Here is a 24,290-nt window from a genome sequence, read left to right on the forward strand (position 1 = left end):
GTTTTGTCCCGCTTATGCTTTTGCCAACGCTGTGGCAACTGAGTCGATGTCCTGACGCGTGGTCAATTCGGTGGCGCACCACAGGGATGCGTTTTCACCCAACTCGGGATACCACTTCGAAAGCGGCAAGCCGCCGATGATCTTTTCTTCCAGCAGGGCCGTGTTGGTGGCGTCTGCGGACTTCGGCGTGGTGATAACGAACTCGTTGAAGCGCGGTGCACCTGCGAATAGCAGCTTTGCTCCGTTCTTCTCCAGCGACTGTGCGGTGAAGTGTGCCTTTGCCAGGTTCTGCTCGGCGAGTTCCTGCAGACCCTTGCCATAGACAGTGAGGAAGACAGTAACCATCAGCGCAACGAGCGACTGATTGGTGCAGATGTTGCTGGTGGCCTTCTCACGGCGGATGTGCTGCTCGCGCGTGGAGAGCGTCAGCACGAAGCCGCGATCGCCGTTCTGATCAACGGTCTGGCCGCAGAGGCGTCCGGGCATCTGGCGCAGGAACTTTTCCTTCGCCGCGATCACACCGCAGTACGGACCGCCATAGCCCACGGGAACACCAAAGCTCTGCGCTTCCATAGAAACGATGTCGGCTTCCTTCGGTGGCTTGACGATGCCAAGCGAGACAGCCTCTGCGATGGAGACGATGAGCAGAGCGCCCTTAGCATGTGCAATTTCTGCGATCTTGGCAACGTCTTCGATGGTGCCGAAGAAGTTGGGCGACTGGATGAGTACGCAGGCAGTGTCGCTGGTGATGGCGGCGTCCAGAGCAGCGTAGTCGACGCGACCATCGGCGGTGTAACCCACTTCGGTCTGCGGAATGCCCTGGTGCTGCGCGTACGTGGCGAGCACTTCGCGATATTCCGGATGAACTGTGCGCGCGATCACAGCACCGTTGCGGCCGGTAACACGTACGGCCATCATTACTGCTTCTGCCGCGCCGGTGCTGCCGTCGTACATTGAGGCATTGGCCAGATCCATGCCGGTGAGTTCGCAGATCATCGTCTGGAACTCAAAGAGTGCCTGCAGCGTGCCCTGCGCAATTTCCGGCTGATAGGGCGTGTAGCTGGTGAGGAATTCGCCGCGCGAAACGACTGTGTCAATCATCACGGGGCGATAGTGGCGATAGGCTCCCGCGCCCAGGAACGAGGAGTATCCCGTGGCGTTCTGGTTTGCGAAAACCTTGAACGCTTCAATGACCTCGTGCTCAGAGTGCTGGCGAGGAACGTTCAGGTCGCGTGTCAGGCGAAATTCAGCGGGTACGGAATCAAACAGATCGTCGATGGAAGCCGCGCCAATCTCCTGGAGCATGGCGGCCCGGTCGGCGGGCGACTTAGGAAGGTAACGCATGGGAATGTTGCCTCGTCTGGTGTGTGTGCGGAGGGGCGGTGAGCAGAAAGTTCGCGGGCCGCTGCTAAGAAGCTGCGGCCCCTTTCGAACAGAACTCGTTTAGTGCGTTTCTTCAGCTACGAAAGCTTCGTATGCGGCGGCATCAAGAAGGCCGTCCAACTCGGATGCGTCCTTCAGTGTGAGCTTGATGAGCCAGGTATTGTTCGCGTCTTCGTTAATCTTTTCGGGTGCATTAGCAAGCTCTTCGTTTGCCGCGGTCACGGTGCCGGAAACGGGGGCATATACGTCGCTGACGGCCTTTACGCTTTCCACTGAACCGAAGGACGCCTTCTGGGTCAGTTCCGTCCCTGTTTTGGGCAGGTCTACGAAAACAATGTCGCCAAGCAGGCTTTGCGCGTGTTCGGTGATGCCCACGGTGGCTTCGTTGCCGTTGGCCTCAATCCACTCGTGTTCCTTGGTGTAGCGGTAGTTTGCCGGATAGCTCATGGCTTTGATTTTAAAGCCGCGACTCGGCTCTGAGAGCGAATATCGCCGGGAAATCGCCTGATGCTAGCTTCCAAGTTTGGGCGAACCGGCCTCGTCCGGGTGCGACGCCGTTTCATTCGATGGCTGCGGCTGTATCTTCCAGTCGCCCACGGCGAACGCGGTGGCGGTGCGAGGCAGTTTGGCGCGTCCGCGGGTCAGGAAGTCTGCCGCGATTACGCCCGTGACCTCAGGCTGCAGAATGGCCAGTGGAATGAGGTATTTCTTGCTTTTCACCAGCGATTCCGAAACACCATCAATGTTCGTGCTACGGGGCATATCGCCGGGAACCTGGTGCATTTCGAAGGTTGTTGGGTGCAGTTCAGGGTGTTTTTGTCCGTACTTCACCAGGGATTTGGCCGCGCCCTTGGGAGTGGTCATGCCGAAGTCGCCGAAGACGTTACGATGAATGGCGCCCGGGTAATACGTGTTGAGCACAACGCGCGAGAAGTCAGCACAGTTGTGGAAAAACAGGTTGAAATGCCCCACGTTGCGCTTGTCATTAAAGATGGCGATGAAGCGGTCGTCCTGCTCCTGTGTGGAGTGGACGGCGAAGCCGAAGATGGTGCGATCAAACAATGAGCCAACAAGCTGTGGCCATTCGCCGCCGGGAGCGTTGCCGTTCTTATCCGGGGGAGCCAGTTCCTGCAGATGCGCGCGCCAGTAAGCATCGCGAAGTTGCTTCACCTGTTCTTTGGTGACGCTGGCCGGAATCTCTGATGGACGTTCTACGCCGTAGAGATAAGGGACCAGCGGCATAGCGATCCAGTCCTGATGGTGGATCTTGTGATACCTGCTGATAACCGAGCCATATTCGCCGGGGTTGCAACGACGCAATTGTGTAGGCGTCTCCGCGCAGATGTCGCTGAGGAAGACTGCAGCGTGGCCCGTCGGGTTGTACTTGCCGAATTCTCCGTAAGGCTGTTCCATGAGCAACGCAACGTCGGCGTGCGAAACCACGGAACAGGTGAGCGCAAAGAGAAGAGAAGTGGAGGCAAAGAGACGTCGAATCATCGCAATGAAACGAGAATATCTTGCCGCCAGCAATCTTCATCCCAGAAAAATGTGTGCGTAACTACACGTTTTTCATAGTGCTATCGCAGTGCTTCCTCAGGCAGCGATGGACGCCATGAAGACGCCCACTTTGAGGGTTGTGCACCCATCACCACATGAAGTGTTGAGCCGGACTGAATCTCTTCCCATGTAACGACTGGCCTGTCCAGCGGCTTGCCGTTCAGTGTGGCGGATTGAATGTAGACGTTGCTGTGGCTGTTGTTGTCTGCGATCACGGTGAAGGCTTTGCCGTTGGCGAGTTTCAGACTCATGCGGCCGTACATGGGGCTGCCGATCATGTAATCGCCGCTGGCCGGATTCACCGGATACATGCCGAGTGCAGTGAACAGATACCACGCGGACATCTGGCCGCAATCATCATCACCATCAAGCCCGGCCGGAAGATTTGCGTACTCCTTGTAAGCAATCTCGCGAACCTTGGCCTGCGTCTTCCACGGCTGACCGGTGAAGTCGTACAGATAGCCGTAGTGATGGCTGGGCTCGTTCTTGTGAACGTTGTGATTGCCCGCGAAGTGTTGATCAAGTTGTTTGTTTGCCACTTCGGGTCCGCCCATCAACTTCTCAACGCCTGCAATGTCATGGAAGGGTGACCATGTGTAGACCCACGCGTCGCCCTCTGTCCATCCGGAGACGCTGCGGTTGCCATCGGTGTCGCGGCTGCCGCCGATGGGTGCCCACTTGCCATCGGATGTTTTGCCGCGCATCAGGTTGTTGCTCTTGTCGAACAGGTTGCGGTCGTTCAGTGAGCGCTTCAGGAAGAAGCGATAGTCGTCCATGCGACCAAGTGCCTTTGCCACCTGCGCAACGCACCAGTCGTCGTAGCTGTCTTCCAGCGTGCGACTGGTTGCTTCATCAGTTTTATCGGTGGGAATAAAGCCAAGTTGCTTGTAGTAAGTCAGGCCAGCGCGAGCTTCGTAGGGAGTGTGTTCTTCACGATCCAGCCAGCGACGCGTGGTGTCACCGTCGGGCGGCGTCATGGCGTCCTTATAGACGGCCTTCCACGCCAGCTCACGATCAAAGCCGTGGAAGCCTTTACGGATGGCTTCTGCCACCATGCTGTCGGCATGTGTGCCGATCATGATGTTCGTATAGCTGGGATTGGGCCACTTGGGCATCCAACCGCCTTCTTTGTAGTCCTGCAGAAGTGCGGTGATCATGCCGTCAATGCGTTCTGGTGCAACGAGCGTTAGCAAGCTGTGTTCTGCGCGGAAGGTATCCCATATAGAGTAATCGGTGTACGACGCGCCGTTATGAATGGTGTCATCAAAGGCGCTGTAGTAGCGACCATATTCTGAGAACACGCGCGGATACAGCAGTGCGTGATACAGCGCAGTGTAGGCGGTGATGCGCTCATCCTGAGTAACGCCTGCGATGGTTAGGTTGCTCAGTTTCTGCTGCCAGATGGTGTGAAGTTTCTGGCGTGTGGCGGCGAAGTTCCAAGTGGGGATTTCTTTGCTGATGTTCTCGCGCGCCTGATCGACGCTGAGGAACGATGTGCCTACGCGAACTTCAATCACTGTGGGCGCGGAGGTTTTTGCAAAGGTGACCGATGCGCCATGTGCGGCGGCAGTGTTCAGGCCGTAGGTGTCGCCACCGGTGGTGTGTTGGCGGAACTGCGCAACGAAGTAGCCGCTAAACTTCGGCAGCGCGAATGGTCCAAGGTTGTTGTCGATGCGGTGCGGGTTCTGGCCGGCGATTTCGCCTTTGGCGATGTCCACTGAGGCTTTGCCGTTAATGCCGGGACGTGAAGCTTCGAGCACGATGCGAGGTTCCACGCCAGCAGGGAAGGTAAAGCGCATGTAAGCGCAGCGCTCAGTCGCGGTCATCTCGGCGTGGATGATTTTGCCGTCCTGCGTCTTCATATCCACGCTGTAGAAGTCAGGGTGCGTGGTCTCATGCGCGTGATCGTAGGCAAGCGCGCGAGTTTCGGGCGTGGTCTTCAGTGCGCCGATCTCAGGCATCAACGTGACGTAGCCAAAGTCACCCATCCATATGGCGGGCTGGTGTGTGCCCATGAAGCCCTGGATGGTCTTATCGCTGTACTCGTAGCTGGTGACGCTGAGACGGTTCTGGCGCGTCTGCGCGGTCCAATTCGTCATGCCAAAGGGCACAGTCACGAAGGGCATAGTGCCGCCGTAGCCGATTGGGCCGTTGCCCGTGCCGATGAGTGGATTCACTTCATTGACAGGATCTTTTTGTGCGACCGCAGAGAGGGCGCAGAACAGCGACAGGCAGAAGACGAATCGTTTGCAAAACCAGACCATGGCGGAACGCTATCGTGTTCGCTATTGCGAGGGCAAATGGTCGCAGAGGGGTCGATGAATCTTTTCTTTCGATATCGAATCAATTATTGCGGAGGGTTAAGACAATGGCTACCGAACGGGCGAAGATCCAGGGACTGCATCATGTGACGGCAATTGCTTCCGATCCGCAGCGCAATCTGGATTTCTATACACAGGTGCTGGGTTTGCGGTTGGTGAAGAAGACCGTGAATTTTGACGATCCGGGCACGTATCACTTTTATTTTGGCGACGATGCCGGTACGCCGGGAACGATTTTGACGTTCTTCCCCTGGCCGGGTGCGCGTCGTGGACTTGCAGGTGCAGGTGAGGTGACCCACACGGCGTTCTCTGTGCCGACGGTTTCCATCCCTTACTGGGAGAAGCGGCTTACGGACGAGGGTGTTCTGGTGGAACACACAGGTCTGCGTTTCAACGGTGCGGAGGATGTGCTGACGTTTGCCGACCCCGATGGCATGAAGCTTGAGATTGTGGGCCATGTGGATGCTCCTGCTGCGACGCAGGCGCCCCGGTATGCGGACGTGCCTGCGGAACACAGCATTCGTGGCTTCTTTGGCGTGACCATGCTGCATCGCAGCGAAAAGGCGACAGCGGATACGCTGGCGTGGATGGGCTTTGCAGAGACAGGCCGTGACGGCAACCGCATTCGTTACGCATCTCCGGAAGGCGCGGCACTGGGCAACCACATTGATGTGTTGGTGAACCCAAATGCCGGTTATGGGCGCAGCGGTGCGGGATCGGTGCACCACATCGCGTTTCGTACCCCGAATGATGAATCGCAGCTTGCATGGAGAGAGGAGATCCTGAAGCATCTGCCGGTGACGACGGTGCAGGATCGTGACTACTTCCACTCCATCTACTTCCGTGAACCGGGTGGTGTGCTGTTTGAGATGGCAACAGACGAGCCGGGCTTTGCGATCGACGAGCCGATCGAGACGCTCGGCGAGGCGCTGCGTGTGCCGAAGATGCACCAGGGACTGCTTGATCAGATTGAGCGCCGGTTGATCCCGGTGGAACTGAAGCAGTCGTCGAAGACGGTGGTGACGGCGTAAGGCCGCCATCCCGCGAAGAAAGGAGATTGAGAATGCAAGGACCGCATGATCTGAGTCCGGTTTACACGGCAGGCGAGCCTCTAAAGGAGGCCGCCGGAGTCGTTGTGCTGCTGCATGGCCGCGGCAGCAACGCGGGAGACATCCTTGGGCTGTCACGTGCCTTTATGGATATGAAACTGGCATTCGTTGCGCCGCAAGCCGCGGGAAATGTCTGGTATCCGCAGCGATTCATTGCACCACGCGAGATGAATGAGCCGGATCTTTCTTCGGCTCTGATGAAGGTGAAGCGCATTGTCGATGGCCTTGTGGGCAGCGGTATCCCCACCGAACGCATAGTTATTGCGGGGTTCTCGCAAGGCGCTTGCCTGGCATCTGAGTTTGTTGCATCCAACCCGGCGCGGTATGCCGGCTTGATTGCATTTACGGGTGGCCTGATTGGGCCGCTGGGAAGCGATCTGCATCACGACGGCGATCTGGCAGGCACGCCCGCATTATTTTTATGCGGCGACCCTGATCCGCACATACCTTTTGTGCGTGTGGAAGAGTCTGTAGAAGAGCTGAAGCGTATGGGCGCGGAAGTTTCATTACATCGTTATCCTGGAAAACCGCACAACGTAAGCGCGGAAGAACTGGAGCAGGCGCGTATCCTTCTCCAGAAGGTTTTTTCGCAGAATTCAACGAACTAGCAGAAGATGGAGAGAGCGCATGCAAACGATGCACGAATCCGAAACGAGCGAAACGCATTTCACATCGGCAGCCAGCCTATGGCTGGTGATGATGAAGGCGTATCGTTCCATGGAAGCGTATATCGAAAGCACCGTCGCGGCGCAGGACATTGGTCTGAGTGACTTCATGATCATGGAGGCCCTGCTGCATAAGGGCCCCATGAGCATGTCGCAGATCGGTGACAAGGTGCTGCTGGCGAATCCCTCCATGACTGCCGCGGTCGACCGGCTGGAAAAGCTGGGGTATGTTTCGCGGTGTAGCGGAGCGACGGACAAGCGTGTCCGTACCGTGGACCTGACCAAAGAGGGCCGCAAGGTGATCCGCCGTATCTTTACGCAACATGAACAGGATCTGGAAGAGGTCATGGCTGGCGTCTGCGCCACGATGCGCGGACCCGTCCGTGATGCCTTGAAGAAGATCGGGCTTGCGGCTAAGGCCAAGACCGTAGCACGTACCTTAACAACGGACTGATCGCTTTCCAGCGTGTTCCCTTACGAATACCGGTGTCGCAACATCGGGTGTCCCCTCCGTACAATGTCTGCATGGATCGGGAACGTTTTGGACGTGTGCTTGGACGCGGAGCTCGGATGGCGGCGCGCACTGCCTTTGAGGCCGTCGATGCGGCGACTTCTCCGTCGCCGGCGACGCCATCACGTCCAGCTTCGCCACCTCAACCACAGGTGATTCCGCCGCGCACAGAACCTGTGGTGCAACGGCCAGTTTCGCAGCCTGTTGCTGCGGCTCGGCCGGATTTTGTGCAGGCTGCTGCAGCTGCCAGGCAAGGTGTGGCAGCTGCCAAGCAAGGTGTCGCTGCTCCGCTGAAAAGAGCATCGCGTGCGCTTTGGCATGAACTCACGGGCAGCTTCTTCGCCCTGTTTGCGTTGTCGTTCACTGCGGCCACATGGAAGACTCGACATAACGCGGTGAGCGCCATCCCGGATGATCGCCACCGCTTTTATGCCTTTTGTGTCCTAGCTCTGTTGTTCGGATATTTCAGCGTGAGCAGCTTCGTGCGGGCGCGGCGCGCCTAATGGATACATCACCTTCTACCGTTGTGCATCTCATGGATGAAACCGCCGAAACGGATACGGCGCGTCAAACAGGAGAGACGGGTAAGAAGATGGCGTTGAAGAAATCATTGTGGGTGATTGGTGGGGTATGTGCTGCCGCTGCAGGATGGATTGTGCTGGGACCGAAACGCACTCAGGCGGTTCAGGACCTGGCCCGTCAATTGGAAACTGCCTGGTCCGATCATCACACCCAAACATAAAACGGACGACATTTCCTCACCCGATGTGCGATTGCGATGGGAAGGCTGCCCGCGTAAGGTAGAGAACACCGCATTTGCACGATGCGTCTCCGGATGGTTCGGATCGCAATTGGGGACGGTAACGCAGGAGGAGGCGAGATGAACGGACGCATCAAGGAACTGATCCAGCAATTGGGAGAGGCCATTCACGAATCCGTCTCAGAATCAGAGCAGATATCCGGCGTGGTGCGGGAGATCCGTGAAGAAGGATTTGATGTCCTGCTGATGCTGGAGGCCACCATTGGCCTGAACGAAGTCACTGACGATGAGGATACGGACGACGTCGCAGAGCCCGGTGAAACGTTCACCCGGAACGATGTGTCGTTCCTAAAGTCGCTGCGTATCTCACTGCCGGACGAACCCGCCGACCCCGAAGAAAACGAATCGTAATCTCAACGCGTTATACTCCTGCCGCGGTTGCTGGATTCTGCATCGAAGGGATTATGGGTGACAGCTTTCGGCTTGCGCAGACAGGTTCTGTCTGTCTAATGTTTCGCTGAAGCCTTTCAGGTTCGCCCGGGGATGAGTGAATGAAAGATACGCTTGGAGTACTGCTGGCCGGAGGCGCTGGCGAACGTTTGTTTCCGCTGACCAAGGAACGCGCAAAGCCCGCGGTGCCGTTCGGCGGACAATATCGCATCATCGACATCACGCTCTCAAACTGCATTAACAGTGACCTGCGCAAGGTCTACATCATGACGCAGTACAAAGCGCTGAGCCTGAACCGCCACATCCGTGAAGGCTGGGGTTCGGTTGTGGCCAATGAATTGGGCGAGTTCATTGAGATTTTGCCGCCCATGCAGCGTGTGAATAAGAGCTGGTATCAGGGAACGGCAGATGCGGTGTACCAGAACATCTATTCCATCGGTTCCGAACAGCCAAAGCACGTGATCATCCTCTCAGGCGACCACATCTACAAGATGAACTATGGCCTGATGATGGATCAGCATGTGCAGAGTGGTGCGGCATGCACCATCGCTACGCTGCCAGTCGATCCGAACGAAGTTGCCGGCTTCGGTGTGGTGGAAGTGTCCAGTAGCGGCGAAGTGATCGGGTTTCAGGAAAAGCCCAAGACCACCAACATCCGGTCGCCGTTTAATCCGGAAAAGGTGGATGCCTCCATGGGCATTTACATCTTCAATACGGATGTATTGCTGCCGGAGTTGATGGCGGACGCGGAGAAGACCGATTCCAAGCACGATTTCGGTCACAACATCCTTCCCGGGCTCCTGGGACGCTTCAAGGTTTCCGCTTATAACTTCGTTGATGAAAACCGCAAGGAAGCGCTCTACTGGCGCGACGTGGGTACGCTGGACTCTTACTATGAAGCGAATCTGGATATCGCTTCGGTGAGCCCGGTGTTCAACCTCTACGATCGCGATTGGCCTATGAGAACGCGGCCCACGCAGTATCCTCCGGCGAAGTTTGTCTTCGGCGAGATGGGACGCACGGGCATGGCGGTCAACTCTGTTGTTTCGCCGGGATGCGTTGTGTCAGGATCGGCCGTGCGCCAAAGCGTTCTATCGCAGGACGTGCGTGTGAATTCGTTCTCTGACATCGATTCGTCAGTGATCTTCAACCATGTGAATATCGGCCGTCATTGCCGTATCCGTCGCGCCATCATCGATCGTGACGTGCACATTCCGGATGGCACCGTGATCGGTTACGACAGCAACGAAGACCGCAAGAAGTATCACGTCACACCAAGTGGCATCACGGTTGTCACCCGCGACATCACGCCGTACGAAAATCCGGTAAGCCCGGAATTCATGCAGACCATGTAAGTGTTTTTGAAGACAAGAAAGAGGCCCGGAGCGATCCGGGCCTCTTTGTTTTGGATGGACTGGTTTAGCGATCGCCGAAGCGATAGACTACGCCGCCCGAGATGGAGAAGAACTCGCGCAGCTCTGTGCCGAAGTGCTCAAACACAAGATCCGGCGAAACGCGAATGGCCCAGCGTGCCGAGCGGTTGAAGTCGATGCTGCCGCCCACCACGCCATTGAAGGCGGTGCGGTTGGTGTACAGACCGGTTGTGTTGAAGAAGGTCTGCGACGAAAGGCCAGCTGGGTTGCTGTGGTCAAAGTTGCCGCTGCTGGCGCCAGCCAATGCGTGCAGGTTGATGCCTGCGCGCTGGTTGCCAACCCAGTGGTACTGCGCGCCACCCATGTAGATCATCTGCGAGACGAACGGCAGTGTCTGGATCTTGGGATTCGTGGACTGGGCTGCTGGCAGGGCAGGTGTCGTGCCACCGTCCCAACGAAGATCGGCTGCAGCACCCCACTTTGGCGTGATCCAGTAGGTGCCCATCACTTCGCCACCGCCCATGTTGTAACGCTTGGGGATGTTCTGCCCGGCCTGGCCATTCAGGAAGTTGAGGCCACCAAAAACTTCGTACTTTTCTGTGTAGGTGACTGGAGGTGGTGGACGGAAGGTGTCCTGGGCCCGCGCGGTGGCGGCTGCGGCAAATCCGCAGAGGGCAGCAAGTCCAGCAATGACAACGTTACGGGCAGACACCAGGGACGGCCCGGCAGGACGCCGCCGGGGACGGGAAATAAGCATGTTCCTCCACTGCAGGCAGCCCCCAGGCGGTTCCGCGCGGTCGTGCGGCGGCGGTGTGGGACTGCACCCATTCAGGATATACCGTCAACCGCCGTTCCTGCCTTCGCATCACGCCAGACTCACCGGATTTGTGCGACAATGGGCTGGATCAGGTAACGCCATTGCGCGGCCTGCTTTCGGAGGTTTCTGCCATGCTCAATGACCTGTTCCAGCCCATGCACCTGCTGATCATCGGCCTTATCGTTGTGGTGTTCTTCGGTGGGAAGAAGCTGCCGGAACTGGGTAAGGGACTTGGTGAAGGCCTGAAGGGCTTCAAGGAAGGCCTGAAGGGCGTGACTGACGATGTGAAGACCGACGCGCACATTGTGACGCCGGAGCCGAAGGAGCCTGCGACCAAGTCGTAGTCTGCTCCCATGTTTTGCGAAGAGGCACAGGACATATCCTGTGCCTCTTTCCATTTGTGGCACTTTCACCTTCTGTAGGAAAGCGGTATCGTGCATCGTACTGCTTACGAAAGGTGAATCCGCCCCTTGAAGATTAAGTCGCCCCATCTGGTAGTTCCCGGTAAGAAAGTCAGCCTGCAGAAGATTGATGCAGCACAGACTGGCAAGCTCAAGTCGGAAGCCGACGCACAAACCTACCTACAACACCATCGCAAAGATCTGGATCGGTTGCAGGAGGTGCTGTATGCCGGTGGGGAGCATGGTGTGTTGGTGGTGCTGCAGGGGATGGACACCGCTGGCAAGGATGGGACGATCCGTCACATCTTCTCAGGTATCAACCCGCAGGGATGCGATGTGACGGCGTTCAAGGTGCCGACTCCGCTAGAGGCGAAGCACGACTTCCTTTGGCGATGCCACAATGCCGTGCCGCCGCGCGGCATGATCGGTATCTTCAACCGGTCGCATTACGAGGATGTGCTGTCGCCGCGTGTGCACGGGCTGATGGACAAGAAGACCGCACATGCACACATGGATCAGATCAACCGCTTCGAGGAGATGCTGACAGAGAATGGCATCGCCATCCTGAAGTTCTTCCTGCACATTTCCGAGGCTGAGCAGAAGCGGCGTCTACAAGCGCGCATTGATGACAACAGCAAGCACTGGAAGCTATCTGCTGCGGACTTCGCCGAACGCAAGTTCTGGCCGCAGTATCAGGACTGCTACGAAGACATTCTGGAGCGGACCAGCAAGAAGCATGCTCCTTGGTTCGTTATCCCATCGGACAACAAGTGGTATCGCAACGTGGCAATCTCCGAGATTCTCGTAGAGGCCATGAAGGGCATGAAGCTGCGTTATCCAAAAGCGACGGTCGATGTATCGACGTTGACGCTGTAGTTGCGATCAGCGCTTCTTTTTTCTTGTGTCGAGATTCTGGCCCGGCGCGACCGTGTCACGGGCCGCCCCCTGCCCCCCGTCGACGGTGAAGTCGTAGGCCAGGGTGTTGCCGGGGGTTAGGGTCTTCTGGATAGGGAGCAGTGCGTACTCTCCCGGTGTCAAGGGGGCCTGCGGTGTGACACGGAGCCAGCCGTCGGGCAGGGACTCGGCAGTGGTGCAGATGACCGGGGCAGTGCATACGGTGGCGCTGTTGACGTCGGTGAACTTGGGCCGGGCAACGGTGCGGTGGCTGTCGGTGACCGGGGCAGAGAGCAGAGCCCATCCTGTTGGCGTGCCGCGACCGCTGTCACCGGCGTTCTCCGTGCGGTCACTGGTATGGACGAAGAAGGCAGGCGTGGACGAGTGCAGTGGCGTGTGCGAGGTGGGACCGTCGAGCGTGCCGTTGGTTGCTGTGCCCGCGAGTGGCGTGTGGTGGATTGGGACTAACACCTGCTTGCCGTCGACCGTATCCAGTGCCCAGGGCACGTTGCCGTTGGGGATTCGTAGGCCCGGAGCTACGACCAGTTCACCATTCTGGACGCTATAGACGCCTGTACGTGCAGCGGGAGCCGTTGTTGCCGGGCTGGATGGAGCTGCGGAACGGTCGGCCGTCTGCGCTACCGCGGAGCTAACCAGCATTGGCATCAGGATGGTGAGGGAGAGCCGCATCGCTGACAGCATACGCTGCTCCAGGTATGGGAGTCCGCGCGGAATGATGGTGTGCTTCGGGTGGATGGTGGCGCGGATCGCGGTATCCTCGGAGATGGGTGTGACAGGCATAAGCACTGCCACCTTAGACCACATTTCCACCCCAGAGGATTCATGGCCGACACAACTTCCGCCGCATCGCTTCGCCGTACCGCTCTCTTCGCCACCCACAAAGCCCTCGGGGCCAAGATGGTGGACTTTGGTGGATGGGAGATGCCGGTGGAGTACAGCGGCCTGGTGGCTGAGCACAACGCCGTTCGTACAGCAGTGGGCGTGTTCGACGTGTCGCACATGGGTTGCATCCAGTTGCGTGGACCCGGTTCGCTGGATGCGGTGCAGAAGCTGCTGATGAACGATGCCTCCAAGCTGCAGATTGGCCAGGCGCATTACTCGGCGATGCTGACGCCGGAAGGCACCTTTGTGGATGACGTTGTTCTGCACAAGCTCAGCGACAACGACTATCTGATCGTGATCAATGCGGGTACGCGTGAGAAGGACATCAACTGGGTTCGCCAGACGATCGGCTCCATGCCGAGCGTCCACATCAATGACTACAGCGACCTGTACACGCAGATTGCCATCCAGGGACCGAAGGCGCAGGAGACGCTGCAGAAGCTGACTGATACCGATCTGTCGGTGATCAAGAACTACTGGTTTACGTGGGGCAAGGTTGCGGGGTTCTACAACGTGCTGATCGCGCGCACTGGTTATACGGGCGAAGACGGCTTCGAGATCTATGTGCCCAGCGATGTGGCTACCAGCGAGGCAGCGTGGAAGGCTGTGTTTGAGGCGGGTGCGGAGTTTGGCATTGTTCCGGCTGGTCTGGGCGCGCGCAATACGTTGCGCCTGGAGAGTGCGATGGCGCTGTACGGCCACGAGATCTCTGACGAGATCAACGTGTTTGAGGCTGGCCTGAATCGGTACTGCAAGCTGGAGAAGGAAGCCGACTTCATTGGCAAGTCGACGCTGCAGGCGCTGAGTGCTAGTGCTCCCGCGAAGAAGCTGGTTGGTCTGGAGATGGTGGATCGCGGTATTGCGCGTGATGGTTATCCGGTGCGTTCGCTCGCGGGTGAACCGCTGGGCGTTGTGACCAGCGGATCGCCTTCGCCCACGCTGAAGAAGAACATTGCTCTGGCGTTTGTTCCTCCTGCGGAAGCTGAGCTGGGCAACGAGGTTGCGGTGGAGATTCGCGGCAATCTGGTGAAGGCCAAGGTGATTCCTACGCCGTTCTACAAGCGCGTTCGGACACCGAAGCCGACGGTTTAAGCACTTGGTGGGCGGGTGTGGGGTACCCCCTCCCCCTGTTTTTCTAAAATCGTCTTTCTATTGGGTTTACGGTTTTGGTTTCGCTAAAATCGTCTTCCTATTGGGTTAGAGGCAAAATCGTCTTTCTAAACGAGTTAGGGCCGCGCTTAGCGCGGCCCTTTTCCTGTCTCTTTCTATTTTAGCGGTTCGGTAGAAATACCATGCCAACTCTATTCCTTTTGATTTGTTGGGCTTGAATGGTGCAGGGGCTTGACAGCAAACTCCCGTCCCGTCGAAGGGGATACTTTGAGGCAGTTCAAGCTATTTGAAAAAAGTATTGACGTAGTCTGTTCATTTCTTCTAAATAAGAGAATAAATGAGCGACCTTCTTTTGAATGCTCCGGATCTGATGATTCTCCTTGCGATTCTTCGTTTGGGAGAGGAGGCCTATGGCGTTCCACTGTGCGACGAGATTTCGTCGCTGACGGGGAAGAGCGCGGCGCTGGCCAGCATCTACAAGACGCTGGAACGGCTTGAGGCTGCGGGGTTGATTGCCAGTCGTATGGGGCAGCCGAGCGCAGAACGAGGGGGCCGTGCGAAGCGCTTTGTGCGTGTGACAGATCAGGGTCTGCGTGCGATTGACCACACTCGAACGTCGCTGAATCAGCTTTGGCAGGATGTCCCTTCGTTTGCCAATGGTGCGAAGACAAGAGGTGCGCGATGAAACAGCAGACCATGTTGCGTGTCGCACTTTGGCTGGTGGAAGTGAGTTCTCCTGGTCCAGAGTCGGAGGGCTTTGCAGGCGATCTGGTGGAGTTCTTCGCGGCCGGTCGAAGTGGTTGGTGGTGCCTGACCCAGGCATTGCGCAGAACAGTTTCAACAGGTGAACAGCGTCTGCGGTCATTGCTGGCGCCGTTCTGGTTTGCTGTTGCGTTCGTTGCTTTGTACCCACTGTGGCAAAGGCTCTATGCACCTGCCGTGACTCAGCTACTTACGCAGTATCGCGGAAGCTTTCAGTGGCCAGGTTCAGCGGTGCTTGAGCTTACTGCTGGCTTGCTTCCTGCCATGCTGTTCGTTTGGATGGGTGTGTTCGTTTATGGAGTGCTGCGGCATCGATCACTGAAGATGACTCCTGTTGTGGCGCTGCTATCGCTGAACATAGGCGCGTTCCTGCTTTTCATCTCCATGGTGATGCGTCTACGAGCGATGCATAACGAGCTTCGCTTTCTTTCGCAGGCCGACTTCTTCTATCCGTTCGTACACGCACGCTTCAGTCTTCTTCTGTTGCTCAGTTTGTTTGGTGCCATTGTGGTGCTGCCACATGAACGTCGCAGTAATGGCCGCAGTCGCTGGATAGCGCGGATACTTTCGCAGTGTGGACTGTTGCAGGTTGCGCGAACTTTGGGACTTCTCACTCTGCTGGTGCCGCAGGTCTGTGCGCAGGCTATTCGACCTGAAGCGACTCCAAGACTTATGGGTACGGATGGGAAGCCTATTGAGTTCGATGTCGTCTCTGTCAGGCCCAACCACACAGGGGCCGTGCGAATGGACATTGGCTCGCCTCCGATGAGTGATGCACTGAGCATTACCAACATGCCGCCGGAGAACATCATTCAATGGGCCTTTGGTATTTTTCTGAGCGACCAGATTGATGGATTGCCAGATTGGACTCGACAGGAGCGATATGACGTTGAGGCAAAAGTAAGCGATGCGGATTTAGCTGCATATCGCAAAGTGGTTGATCCCATCCAGCGCGCACCAATGCTGCAGAAGATACTGATCGATCGCTTCGGTTTGAAGTTTCATTACGAGACGAAAGATCTTTCCGTCTACGCGCTTACCGTGGGTAAGAACGGCTCTCGTCTGACTGAGATTCAACCCGCTATTGGTCCCAATGGCATGAAGGAAGGCGGAGGCAGGCAACGAGGGCATGGCCAGTACACGAGCATGGGCCAACCGATGAAGCCGTTCATCAACGAACTCACGGTTCAACTGAAAAGTCCTGTTGTGGACCGTACCGGACTTACCGGCTTCTACAACTACACGCTGCGCTGGACGCCGGATGATGGAACTCCAACAGCAGCGGAGGATGGCCCTTCAATTTTTACAGCGATACAAGAGCAGCTTGGTTTGAAGCTGGAGCGTACAAAAGCTCCTGTGCAAGTGTTGGTGATCGACCATATTGAACGGCCGTCTTCCAATTGAACCTGTATGAGGGAATCACTCATCTTCACTTTTGAAGGTTGAACAGATTTTGAAGAATGTTCCGTACGAGGACGTTTACGAAGTCCCACTGCTGAAGGTTTTTGGAAAGTTGGGATGTGGAGTGAACCGCAGCATTGATGGCTGAGATGGCAACCCATGTTCGTATGGGGTCGAGTTCTGGAACAGATATTGTTCCTTTCGTTTGAATTTCTCGCGTGGCACTCTGCGCTGATCCTAGTAAGTTCAAGCGTTCGAGATTTTGATAGACGATACCTCTGACCTGAGACTCTTCTCGATGGATGGAGATAAGTGCCTCGGTTAGCTCTTCTACGAGAGCGTCTTTTTTCTGTCGGCTGCGCGCGGAGTTTACGAAGATTCGTCCGAAGAGCTCTGCATCCTGCTGCATGAAGTTGAGTGAGAGGTCGGCGAGGATGGAATCTTTGTTTGGGTAGTACTTATAAAGCGTTCCGACGCTGATGCCGGTCTTCTTTGCGATGTGGTTTGTGGACACTTCGCCGAGCGGCTTTCGATTCAAAAGGTGAGCAGTTGCCTTGAGGATGTCTTGCCTTGTTTGCCTGGAACGATCTTGTTGTGGCGTCTTTCTTGGCTTAATAGTCTTTTTCATCTGTCACCCAAGGGCTTTCGGAAAGCGAGCAGTAAAGGCGAGTGATTGCTCGCTATTCTTACTAGAATTGAAGCATGAATGCGATGAGAGTCCAAGACGAAACGGCGACGGAATGCGATGTGCTGATTCAGGGTGCTGGTATTGGCGGTTTGGCATTGGGCATTGCTTTGCAGCGGCGTGGTTATCGCGTGCAGCTTGTGGAACGCGCAGGCGGATTGTCAGAGGTGGGAGCGGGCATTTGGATGGCAGCCAATGCAATGCAGGTTTTCGCGCATCTTGGCTTTGCAGAAAAGATCATTGCAGCGGGATGGACTGTGAAGTTGCTGCGACTTCAGGACTCGAAGTCTGGCGATATTCAGGTAACGGATATGTCGCAGATCGCAAAGGAATATGGATTTGAAACGATTGCGCTACATCGTGGTGTGTTGCAGCGCGTGTTGCTGGAACAGCTTCAGGAAGACCCTGTTCGCTTCGGTTGCGAAGTGCGATCTGTAACTCAAAGTGGTGATGGAGTTATTGCGAAGTTATCGGATGGTTCGTTGTGTATAGCAGCGGTGTTGATTGGTGCGGATGGATTGCATTCTCAAATTCGCTCGATTGTTGGGCTCGATGGCGAGAAGAGATATTCAGGGTCGTCTTCGTATCGCGCTATTGCACGTGGTGCGCGGGTATTGCCTGCTGGTGCGGAGCACGATGCTTATGAAGTATGGGCCAGCGGATGTCGTGTTGGTTTTTCGAAGATCAATGCGGGTGATTACTACTGGTACATGACGTTCGATTCTGCTGCAGGCGAAACTTCGTCTGCGAGCGAGAGGAAGGAGCATGCACAGAAGTTGTTTCGAACTCATTTTCCGCAATGGATATCGCTGCTTGAGAGCACGCGAGCGGAAGATATTTTGAGGACAGACATCGGTGATTTGAAGCCTCTATCTCGGTGGTCTTCCGAGCGTATTGGACTGGTGGGCGATGCAGCGCATGCGACGACACCGAATCTGGGACAAGGCGGCGCGATGGCAGTGGAAGATGCGTTAGCTTTGGCGGAAGCCTTCGGAAGATTCGGCCTGAACGAAACAGCATTAAGTCGCTTTGAACAATTGCGGCGAAAGAAGGTGGATTGGACTGTGTCCACTTCGTGGTCGATCGGGAAGATCTGTCATGTGGGGAATCCGTTGTTTCGTTTTCTTCGCAACGTTGCTTTGAGAAAGACACCGGCGAGCGTTACGCAGAAACAGGTGCAGCGGATGTATCGCCTTGACTCCTATTCGTGATGTGGGCCTGCGGAACGATAGTGCATGCAGGCCCACGATTTCGGTTGGAGTTTAGTGATCATCAGAAGTCCGTTGATAGGGAAAGATTCTTGTAGCGCTCCGTCTGTTCGATGACGAATGCGTTCTTCTTTTCAATGCGTGCGAGGGTATCGCTTCCCAATGGCAGGCGCACGGGCGGCTCGTTCATGTTGGCAAGCGTTAGCAGTGCTTGCGCTAGCTTTGCAGGATCGCCGGGTTGTTGTCCGTTATGTCCACCTGCAAATTCCCGCATCTGACCGACTGTTTCGGCGTAATCGCTGATTCGAGTTTTGGTTTCGATCAAAGAGCTTGCGTCGAGAAAATTTGTGCGGAAGAATCCTGGCTCTACGACGGTGACGTGGATGCCCAGCGGTTTTAGCTCGGCGTGCATTGCCTCTGTGATGCCTTCCAATGCAAACTTCGTCGAGCCATAGATTCCCCAGCCTTGAAAGCCTGCATAACCGCCGATGGATGAGATGTTCATGATGTGTCCGGCGTGGCGTGCGCGCATGCTTGGTAGTACGGCGCGAACGACGTTCAACAGACCGAAGACGTTGGTGCGATAGACGCCTTCCACTTCTTCAGCACTGCTTTCCTCGACAGCGCCGAGCAGACCATAGCCAGCGTTGTTCACCAGTACATCGATTCGACCGAACTTCGCCAATGCTTTGCTGACGGCGTCTTTAACCTGCTCCTCATTCGTGACGTCGAGGGCTACTTTCAGAAGATTTTCCGGTTCGCCGAGATAATCCAGCGCTTCCGTCTTGCGAGCTGTGGCGACGAGGGTATCGCCTGCTGCGAGGATCGCCTTCGCAATCTCTGCACCTAATCCGCGGGAAGCACCCGTAACGAACCATACTTTGGCATTCATCACATCCTCCTATAACGAAACATTGTGTCTCGTTATTCATTTGGAATATACGATACACTCAGTTCCGTAATGGATGCAGGAAATTTTTCAGCGGGGAAAAATCTTGTCTACTGCCAGTGAAGCGGTGTCTCGCCGCGGAAGGCCGAGAAGCGACGAGGCGCATCAGGCGATCCTTAAAGCGGCTTTGGAAGAAGTTTTTGCGGTTGGATTTCGTGCGCTTGGCATTGATGTGATTGCCGCCAAAGCGGGTGTGGGCAAAGCAACGATCTATCGTCGCTGGCCCAATAAGGCGGCGGTTGTGATGGACGCCTTTCTGGCGGAAGTTGGTCCAGGGACTGGGTTTCCGCGTGCGCCTCGCGCGGTGGACCGCATCCGGATGCAGATGGAGGCCCAGTCAAAGGCGTTTCGTAGCAAGTATGGAGTGCTGATCAAGTCGCTGCTGGGTGAGGCGCAGTTTGATCCAGAGCTTGCAGAGGCTTTCCGGGAGCGGTGGATTATGCCGAGGCGGCGTATGGCTCGCGAAGTCCTCGAAGAAGCGATTCAGCAAGGCGATTTGCGTGAGGACATCGATTTCGACGCTGCCATCGACATGCTTTACGCGCCCATCTATTACCGGCTGCAGATCGGGACGGGGCCTATCTCTGAGCAGTACGTCCGCGGAATATTTGAGCAGGTGATGTCCGGGCTCGGACGGAAAGAGAAGACAGCAACTGCTCGATTGAAACGGTAACCAGTGTCGTGAGATGGCGTCACGAGGAGGAACGGGGTGGTGGCTATACTGCGTCTACTTCTGCCGCTCCCGGATTCTGACAATGACCTTTGTTTCGCGTGCCTTGCTTGCTGCCAGCCTTGTGGCTGTCCCCGTTCTCGCGTGTGCCGAGAGCCATAACCCTGCCGATTATCCGTTGCGTTTGCATATCTTTGGGCGCAACCAGACGACGTTCTACCAAAATCGGCAGGCAGAAGAGTCGAAGGGCGAAGGCCGCGCGAATCTGTTTGAAAATGGCGAGCCGCGGGGGATCGATTTTCAGTTTGAGTGCGACAAGCGGTTGCAGGTGTCGTCGGGGTTTGAGACGTTTCCGGCGAAATGGAAAAAGCCGAACCAGGAGCTGGTCGTACTTTTGCCTGAGTTTGGCAAGCCGGGCAGCTATGACACCTGCCGTTTCAAGGTGGAGATGAAGGATTTTGCCTATTTCATGCGTGACGGGCGTCTGGGCTCTGAGCCCACGGCTGCTTTTAAGCAGTGGATGGTGAAGCATGAGTACGACCCGGAGCATGGGAAGAACACTCCAGTGGCGGCTGCTCCGGCGGCTGGCGTTGGTTCGGCTCCGGCGGGTGCTGCTCAGCCGTAATTTTGTCTTCAGTGAAGTATTTCTTCAGCTGCTCAAGCGCTGCTGCTACGGAGAGAAATATTCCGGCACGTCGTTTTGAGGCTTGTATTGAGGGCAAAGGTACGTCCGCTGCATTTAAATGTGAGTAAATGGCCCGTTTGGCACTAGGGTAGAATCAAGGTGAAGGCGGGCTTCTCCAGATCGTTGCTACTGGCGCGTATGCTGGTTACGCAATCTCGGCTGCCCTTCGATCTTTCTGGAGCTCCCATTCGTGCAGGTTCTCGATACTCCGTTGTCTGAAGTGAAGTTGGTACGCCCGAAGGTGCACGGAGACGACCGCGGCTGGTTTGCCGAAATTTTTAGCACGCGTACGTTTGCCGAACACGGTCTGCCAACCCGCTTTGTACAGGACAATCAGTCGTTTTCGCGGCGCGGCGTGCTGCGTGGACTGCACTTTCAGTTGGGCAATGAGCAGGGCAAGCTGGTGCGTGCGGCTTCTGGACACATCTGGGATGTGGCTGTTGATTTGCGGCCGGGTTCGCCACAGTTTGGTCAGTGGGCCGGATTCCATCTGACGGGGGAGACGATCGAGTATCTCTGGATTCCAGAGGGGTTTGGCCACGGCTTCCTGGTTCTGTCTGAAACCGCGACCGTGATGTACAAGGTCACGAATCTTTATGACTCCAACATGGAACGCGCTGTGCGGTGGGATGATCCTGCGTTGGGGATTAAGTGGCCCATCGAGGGTTTTGAGCCACAGTTATCCTCGCGAGATTTGGTCGCTCCGCTATTGAAAGATGCGGATTTGCCCAGCGCCTACAAGGAACCTGTCGCGCGTAGCTGATCGTATTCCGAGATAACTTGGGCGAGTGACTCATGCCAGTCCGGCATAAGGAAGCCGAGTTTTGTTGCAAGCAGGGAGCAGTCCATGCGCGAGTTCGCAGGACGCTTTGCCGGTGTCGGATACGCATCCGTTGGTATCGGCTGCAGTGTTGCGAATTGCACGTCAGGTTCGTAGTGCGCAGCCTGTCGAAGTATTTCTTCGGCGAAACCAAACCAGGTTGTCTCTCCACCGTTGCAAGCGTGATAACGACCGCTCAGGTTGCGCACGGCGCTCTCAGCGTTTGAGCCTGCTCTGTCGATGACGTGCAACGCAAGACGGGCCAGATCGTGTGACCATGTGGGTGCGCCGAACTGATCGGCAACGATGGTCATGGATTCGCGCTCACGGGCGACGCGAAGGATGGTGCGGAGGAAGTTCTTGCCGGTTGCGCCGTAGACCCAGCTTGTTCGAAAGATCATGTACGCAGCGCCGCTGTTTGCGAGGGCTTGTTCGCCTTCCAGTTTTGTGCGGCCGTATGTGCTCAAAGGGCCGGTTGCGTCAGTCTCTACCCACGGTTTCGTACCATCTCCAGCGAAAACATAATCCGTTGAAAAGTGGATCACCGGGATATGCAATGCTGCAGCTTCTTCACCGAGAACGCCCGGCGCGATTGCATTGATGGCTTCCGCAAGTTCGACTTCCGATTCTGCTTTGTCGACTGCGGTGTACGCCGCGGCGTTGATGATCCAGGATGGCCGATGCTCGCGAACGTAGGAGCGGATTGCATCCGGCGATGCGAGGTTCATCTCCGCGCTGGTTGGTGCGAGAACGGATTGATTGCGGAGACGCAGGAGGATGACGATCTCTCCGCCAACCTGACCTGATGCGCCCGTGACAAGAATGGGGGAAGCAGCGGTCACGTTAGAAGAACCGCTCTTTCAGAATGCGGCGGAGATAGACGGCATACGAACTCTTGCCAATCTTTTCAGCCAGTGCCTCAAGCTGGCCGCCGGTAATCCATCCCTTACGCCACGCGATCTCTTCCGGACAGGCAACCTTGAGGCCTTGGCGATGTTCGATTGCATGGATGAAGTTCGAAGCTTCCAGCAGCGAGTCGTGCGTGCCGGTGTCGAGCCAGGCGATGCCACGCCCCAGAATTTCCACCTGTAGCTGACCCTTTTCGAGGTACCAGCAATTGATATCGGTGATTTCAAGCTCGCCACGCGGTGAAGGCTTGATGCTTTCTGCGGCTTCGACGATCTGGGAGTCGTAGAAGTAGAGGCCCGTCACGGCGTAGTTCGATTTGGGTTCCGCTGGTTTTTCCTGCAGAGAGAGGGCGCGTCGTTGGTCATCAAACTCAACTACACCGTAACGCTCTGGATCGCTGACCGGATAAGCAAATACCATAGCGCCTTGCTTGCGCTTTGCGGCTTCCATCAAGGTTGGCTGGAGATCGTGTCCGAAGAAAAGATTGTCTCCCAGAACCAGACAGCAGCTATCGCCAGCGAGGAAGTCGCGACCAATGAGGAATGCCTGTGCCAGGCCGTCAGGCGAAGGCTGCACAGCATATTGAATGGAAAGTCCCCATTGTGAACCGTCTCCCAACAGATGCTGAAAGCGCGGCGTATCCATGGGAGTGGAGATCAGAAGGATCTCACGGATGCCAGCGAGCATGAGTGTCGACAGCGGATAGTAGACCATCGGCTTGTCATACACAGGAAGAAGCTGCTTGGAGACGGGCAGCGTTACGGGGTGGAGACGTGTTCCAGAACCCCCAGCGAGAATGATGCCTTTCACTTCTGTACCTCACGAGCCGAGTAGTTCTGCTCGATCCACTTTCTGTAATCGCCGCTTGTCACGCCCTGTACCCAAGCCTGATTTGCGAGGTACCACTCTACCGTCTTTCGCAGCCCGCTTTCAAAACTTTCTGCGGGCTTCCAGTTGAGTTCCGTTTCAATCTTTGTTGCGTCGATTGCGTAGCGACGATCATGTCCGGGGCGGTCCTGAACATGCGTGATCAGTTTGCTGTGCGGGACGTTTTGCGAGTCGGGCAGGAGCTCGTCAAGCAACGCACAGATGGTCTTGACCACGTCGATATTGGCGCGCTGATTGCAACCGCCGACGTTATAGGTTTCGCCGGGCTTGCCGCGTTCCAGAACCGCGCGAACGGCGGAGCAATGATCCTGTACGAAGAGCCAATCGCGAACCTGCAGTCCATCGCCATACACCGGCAGAGGCTTGCCTGCCATCGCGTTAAGGAGGATCAGCGGAATCAACTTTTCCGGGAAGTGATATGGCCCATAGTTGTTCGAGCAATTGGTGATTGTCGTCGGCAGGCCGTACGTGTGGTGCCACGCGCGTACGAGATGATCACTGGCTGCCTTGGACGCAGCGTAGGGGCTGTTTGGAGCGTATTGCGTGGTCTCTGAGAATGCCGGGTCGTTTGGTTCCAGCGTTCCATACACCTCATCGGTGGAGATGTGGTGGAAGCGGAATGCGGAGCGCTCGTCGCCGGTGAGCGTTTCATAAAACTCACGGGCCGCGTTCAGCAGCTGATGTGTGCCACCGATATTCGTGTCAAAGAATACCTTTGGCCCAAGGATCGAGCGATCGACGTGGCTTTCCGCGGCGAAGTGAATGACTGCCCGGAAACGATGCTCTGCAAAGAGACGTTTCAATAGGTCGGCATCACAGATGTCGCCGTGGATGAACGTGTAGTTGGGATTGTCCTTCAGCGATTCAAGAGTCAGCGGATTGCCCGCATACGTCAGCTTGTCGAGATTGACGAGCGGTGTTCCAACCGTTTCGAACCAATCGAGTACAAAGTTGGCACCAATAAAGCCCGCGCCGCCTGTTACCAGCACGGGGGCGTTCTGAAAACTCATACCAACCATCTTATATTTGAGCGACTTTCTCTGGAGTTTCCTGAGTGCC

General features: G+C 56.3%; 27 protein-coding genes. 16 read left to right on the plus strand and 11 right to left on the minus strand.

The window, feature by feature from the left end; translation table 11 throughout:
• Positions 1-12: 12 nt before the first annotated feature.
• The 4 genes from gcvPA to BLT38_RS00225 all read right to left on the minus strand — a co-directional run bounded on the left by gcvPA (position 13) and on the right by BLT38_RS00225 (position 5,204).
• Entirely contained in the window at positions 13-1,344 is a 1,332-nt protein-coding gene (gcvPA, locus tag BLT38_RS00210; RefSeq protein ID WP_083343383.1) for an aminomethyl-transferring glycine dehydrogenase subunit GcvPA, read from the minus strand.
• Between the two features lie 99 nt (positions 1,345-1,443).
• Positions 1,444-1,830 carry a glycine cleavage system protein GcvH gene (gene gcvH / locus BLT38_RS00215; RefSeq protein ID WP_047497563.1) on the minus strand — a complete coding sequence of 129 codons (387 nt, stop codon included), beginning with the start codon at positions 1,828-1,830 and terminating at the stop codon, positions 1,444-1,446.
• A 63-nt stretch (positions 1,831-1,893) separates the two neighbouring features.
• Entirely contained in the window at positions 1,894-2,880 is a 987-nt protein-coding gene (locus BLT38_RS00220) for a hypothetical protein (RefSeq protein ID WP_156784964.1), read from the minus strand.
• Positions 2,881-2,960: 80 nt separating this feature from the next.
• Positions 2,961-5,204: a GH92 family glycosyl hydrolase gene (locus tag BLT38_RS00225; protein ID WP_083343384.1), complete on the minus strand. Its 2,244-nt coding sequence runs from the start codon at positions 5,202-5,204 to the stop codon at positions 2,961-2,963.
• Positions 5,205-5,308: 104 nt separating this feature from the next.
• Between BLT38_RS00225 and BLT38_RS00230 the strand changes: the two genes are divergently transcribed.
• The 7 genes from BLT38_RS00230 to glgC all read left to right on the plus strand — a co-directional run bounded on the left by BLT38_RS00230 (position 5,309) and on the right by glgC (position 10,111).
• Positions 5,309-6,292 (plus strand): VOC family protein, encoded by a 984-nt coding sequence (locus tag BLT38_RS00230; RefSeq protein WP_083343385.1) that lies wholly within the window; start codon positions 5,309-5,311, stop codon positions 6,290-6,292.
• Positions 6,293-6,324: 32 nt separating this feature from the next.
• Positions 6,325-6,978: an alpha/beta hydrolase gene (locus tag BLT38_RS00235; protein WP_083343386.1), complete on the plus strand. Its 654-nt coding sequence runs from the start codon at positions 6,325-6,327 to the stop codon at positions 6,976-6,978.
• Positions 6,979-6,997: 19 nt separating this feature from the next.
• Positions 6,998-7,489 (plus strand): MarR family winged helix-turn-helix transcriptional regulator, encoded by a 492-nt coding sequence (locus BLT38_RS00240; RefSeq protein WP_083343387.1) that lies wholly within the window; start codon positions 6,998-7,000, stop codon positions 7,487-7,489.
• A 116-nt stretch (positions 7,490-7,605) separates the two neighbouring features.
• Complete coding sequence (locus BLT38_RS00245; RefSeq protein WP_156784965.1) at positions 7,606-8,049, plus strand: hypothetical protein; 444 nt, start codon at positions 7,606-7,608, stop codon at positions 8,047-8,049.
• Positions 8,049-8,288, plus strand: coding sequence for a hypothetical protein (locus tag BLT38_RS00250; protein ID WP_083343389.1), 240 nt, complete (start codon positions 8,049-8,051; stop codon positions 8,286-8,288). The genes BLT38_RS00245 and BLT38_RS00250 overlap by 1 nt, the downstream gene beginning before the upstream one ends.
• A 138-nt stretch (positions 8,289-8,426) precedes the next feature.
• On the plus strand, positions 8,427-8,717 hold the full coding sequence (locus BLT38_RS00255; RefSeq protein ID WP_083343390.1) for a hypothetical protein: 291 nt from the start codon (positions 8,427-8,429) through the stop codon (positions 8,715-8,717).
• Positions 8,718-8,857: 140 nt separating this feature from the next.
• A complete protein-coding gene (gene glgC / locus BLT38_RS00260; protein WP_083343391.1) occupies positions 8,858-10,111 on the plus strand; it encodes a glucose-1-phosphate adenylyltransferase in 1,254 nt (417 codons plus the stop codon).
• Between the two features lie 64 nt (positions 10,112-10,175).
• On the opposite strand, the gene BLT38_RS00265 is transcribed toward glgC, so the two are convergent.
• Entirely contained in the window at positions 10,176-10,886 is a 711-nt protein-coding gene (locus BLT38_RS00265; protein ID WP_083343392.1) for a hypothetical protein, read from the minus strand.
• Between the two features lie 191 nt (positions 10,887-11,077).
• On the opposite strand from BLT38_RS00265, the gene tatA reads away from it, so the two are divergent.
• A complete protein-coding gene (gene tatA / locus BLT38_RS00270) occupies positions 11,078-11,290 on the plus strand; it encodes a twin-arginine translocase TatA/TatE family subunit (protein ID WP_083346828.1) in 213 nt (70 codons plus the stop codon).
• Positions 11,291-11,416: 126 nt separating this feature from the next.
• A complete protein-coding gene (locus tag BLT38_RS00275; RefSeq protein WP_083343393.1) occupies positions 11,417-12,223 on the plus strand; it encodes a polyphosphate kinase 2 family protein in 807 nt (268 codons plus the stop codon).
• A 6-nt stretch (positions 12,224-12,229) separates the two neighbouring features.
• On the opposite strand, the gene BLT38_RS00280 is transcribed toward BLT38_RS00275, so the two are convergent.
• A complete protein-coding gene (locus BLT38_RS00280) occupies positions 12,230-13,054 on the minus strand; it encodes a hypothetical protein (protein WP_156784966.1) in 825 nt (274 codons plus the stop codon).
• Positions 13,055-13,084: 30 nt separating this feature from the next.
• Between BLT38_RS00280 and gcvT the strand changes: the two genes are divergently transcribed.
• The 3 genes from gcvT to BLT38_RS00295 all read left to right on the plus strand — a co-directional run bounded on the left by gcvT (position 13,085) and on the right by BLT38_RS00295 (position 16,420).
• Positions 13,085-14,236 (plus strand): glycine cleavage system aminomethyltransferase GcvT, encoded by a 1,152-nt coding sequence (gene gcvT / locus BLT38_RS00285; RefSeq protein ID WP_083343395.1) that lies wholly within the window; start codon positions 13,085-13,087, stop codon positions 14,234-14,236.
• 355 nt (positions 14,237-14,591) lie between these two features.
• Positions 14,592-14,939 carry a PadR family transcriptional regulator gene (locus BLT38_RS00290; RefSeq protein WP_083343396.1) on the plus strand — a complete coding sequence of 116 codons (348 nt, stop codon included), beginning with the start codon at positions 14,592-14,594 and terminating at the stop codon, positions 14,937-14,939.
• On the plus strand, positions 14,936-16,420 hold the full coding sequence (locus BLT38_RS00295; protein WP_083343397.1) for a TIGR03435 family protein: 1,485 nt from the start codon (positions 14,936-14,938) through the stop codon (positions 16,418-16,420). The genes BLT38_RS00290 and BLT38_RS00295 overlap by 4 nt, the downstream gene beginning before the upstream one ends.
• 25 nt (positions 16,421-16,445) lie before the next feature.
• Here the strand turns inward: BLT38_RS00295 and BLT38_RS00300 are convergent, their stop codons facing one another.
• Complete coding sequence (locus tag BLT38_RS00300) at positions 16,446-17,045, minus strand: TetR/AcrR family transcriptional regulator (RefSeq protein ID WP_083343398.1); 600 nt, start codon at positions 17,043-17,045, stop codon at positions 16,446-16,448.
• Between the two features lie 83 nt (positions 17,046-17,128).
• Here BLT38_RS00300 and BLT38_RS00305 point away from each other — a divergent pair, with 83 nt between their 5' ends.
• Complete coding sequence (locus BLT38_RS00305) at positions 17,129-18,313, plus strand: FAD-dependent monooxygenase (RefSeq protein WP_172838091.1); 1,185 nt, start codon at positions 17,129-17,131, stop codon at positions 18,311-18,313.
• 61 nt (positions 18,314-18,374) lie between these two features.
• On the opposite strand, the gene BLT38_RS00310 is transcribed toward BLT38_RS00305, so the two are convergent.
• Positions 18,375-19,202: an oxidoreductase gene (locus BLT38_RS00310; RefSeq protein WP_083343400.1), complete on the minus strand. Its 828-nt coding sequence runs from the start codon at positions 19,200-19,202 to the stop codon at positions 18,375-18,377.
• A 103-nt stretch (positions 19,203-19,305) separates the two neighbouring features.
• On the opposite strand from BLT38_RS00310, the gene BLT38_RS00315 reads away from it, so the two are divergent.
• From BLT38_RS00315 to rfbC, 3 genes are all read left to right on the plus strand, one after another.
• Complete coding sequence (locus BLT38_RS00315) at positions 19,306-19,932, plus strand: TetR/AcrR family transcriptional regulator (RefSeq protein ID WP_172838092.1); 627 nt, start codon at positions 19,306-19,308, stop codon at positions 19,930-19,932.
• An 82-nt stretch (positions 19,933-20,014) separates the two neighbouring features.
• On the plus strand, positions 20,015-20,554 hold the full coding sequence (locus BLT38_RS00320; protein WP_083343402.1) for a hypothetical protein: 540 nt from the start codon (positions 20,015-20,017) through the stop codon (positions 20,552-20,554).
• Between the two features lie 250 nt (positions 20,555-20,804).
• Positions 20,805-21,377 carry a dTDP-4-dehydrorhamnose 3,5-epimerase gene (rfbC, locus tag BLT38_RS00325; protein WP_083343403.1) on the plus strand — a complete coding sequence of 191 codons (573 nt, stop codon included), beginning with the start codon at positions 20,805-20,807 and terminating at the stop codon, positions 21,375-21,377.
• On the opposite strand, the gene rfbD is transcribed toward rfbC, so the two are convergent.
• Genes rfbD through rfbB form a run of 3 tightly spaced genes read right to left on the minus strand, consistent with a single transcriptional unit; the run spans position 21,350 to position 24,241 of the window.
• A complete protein-coding gene (gene rfbD, locus BLT38_RS00330) occupies positions 21,350-22,276 on the minus strand; it encodes a dTDP-4-dehydrorhamnose reductase (protein WP_083343404.1) in 927 nt (308 codons plus the stop codon). The two genes, rfbC and rfbD, sit on opposite strands and share 28 nt — an antisense overlap.
• Position 22,277: 1 nt before the next feature.
• Complete coding sequence (gene rfbA, locus BLT38_RS00335) at positions 22,278-23,153, minus strand: glucose-1-phosphate thymidylyltransferase RfbA (protein WP_083343405.1); 876 nt, start codon at positions 23,151-23,153, stop codon at positions 22,278-22,280.
• The gene (gene rfbB / locus BLT38_RS00340; RefSeq protein ID WP_083346829.1) at positions 23,150-24,241 is read right to left on the minus strand and encodes a dTDP-glucose 4,6-dehydratase; all 1,092 of its coding nucleotides are present in this window, start codon (positions 24,239-24,241) and stop codon (positions 23,150-23,152) included. Before rfbB ends, rfbA begins: the two co-directional genes overlap by 4 nt.
• Positions 24,242-24,290 lie beyond the last annotated feature (49 nt).

It is taken from the genome of Terriglobus roseus (assembly GCF_900102185.1).
In the GTDB taxonomy this organism is placed as follows: domain Bacteria; phylum Acidobacteriota; class Terriglobia; order Terriglobales; family Acidobacteriaceae; genus Terriglobus; species Terriglobus roseus_A.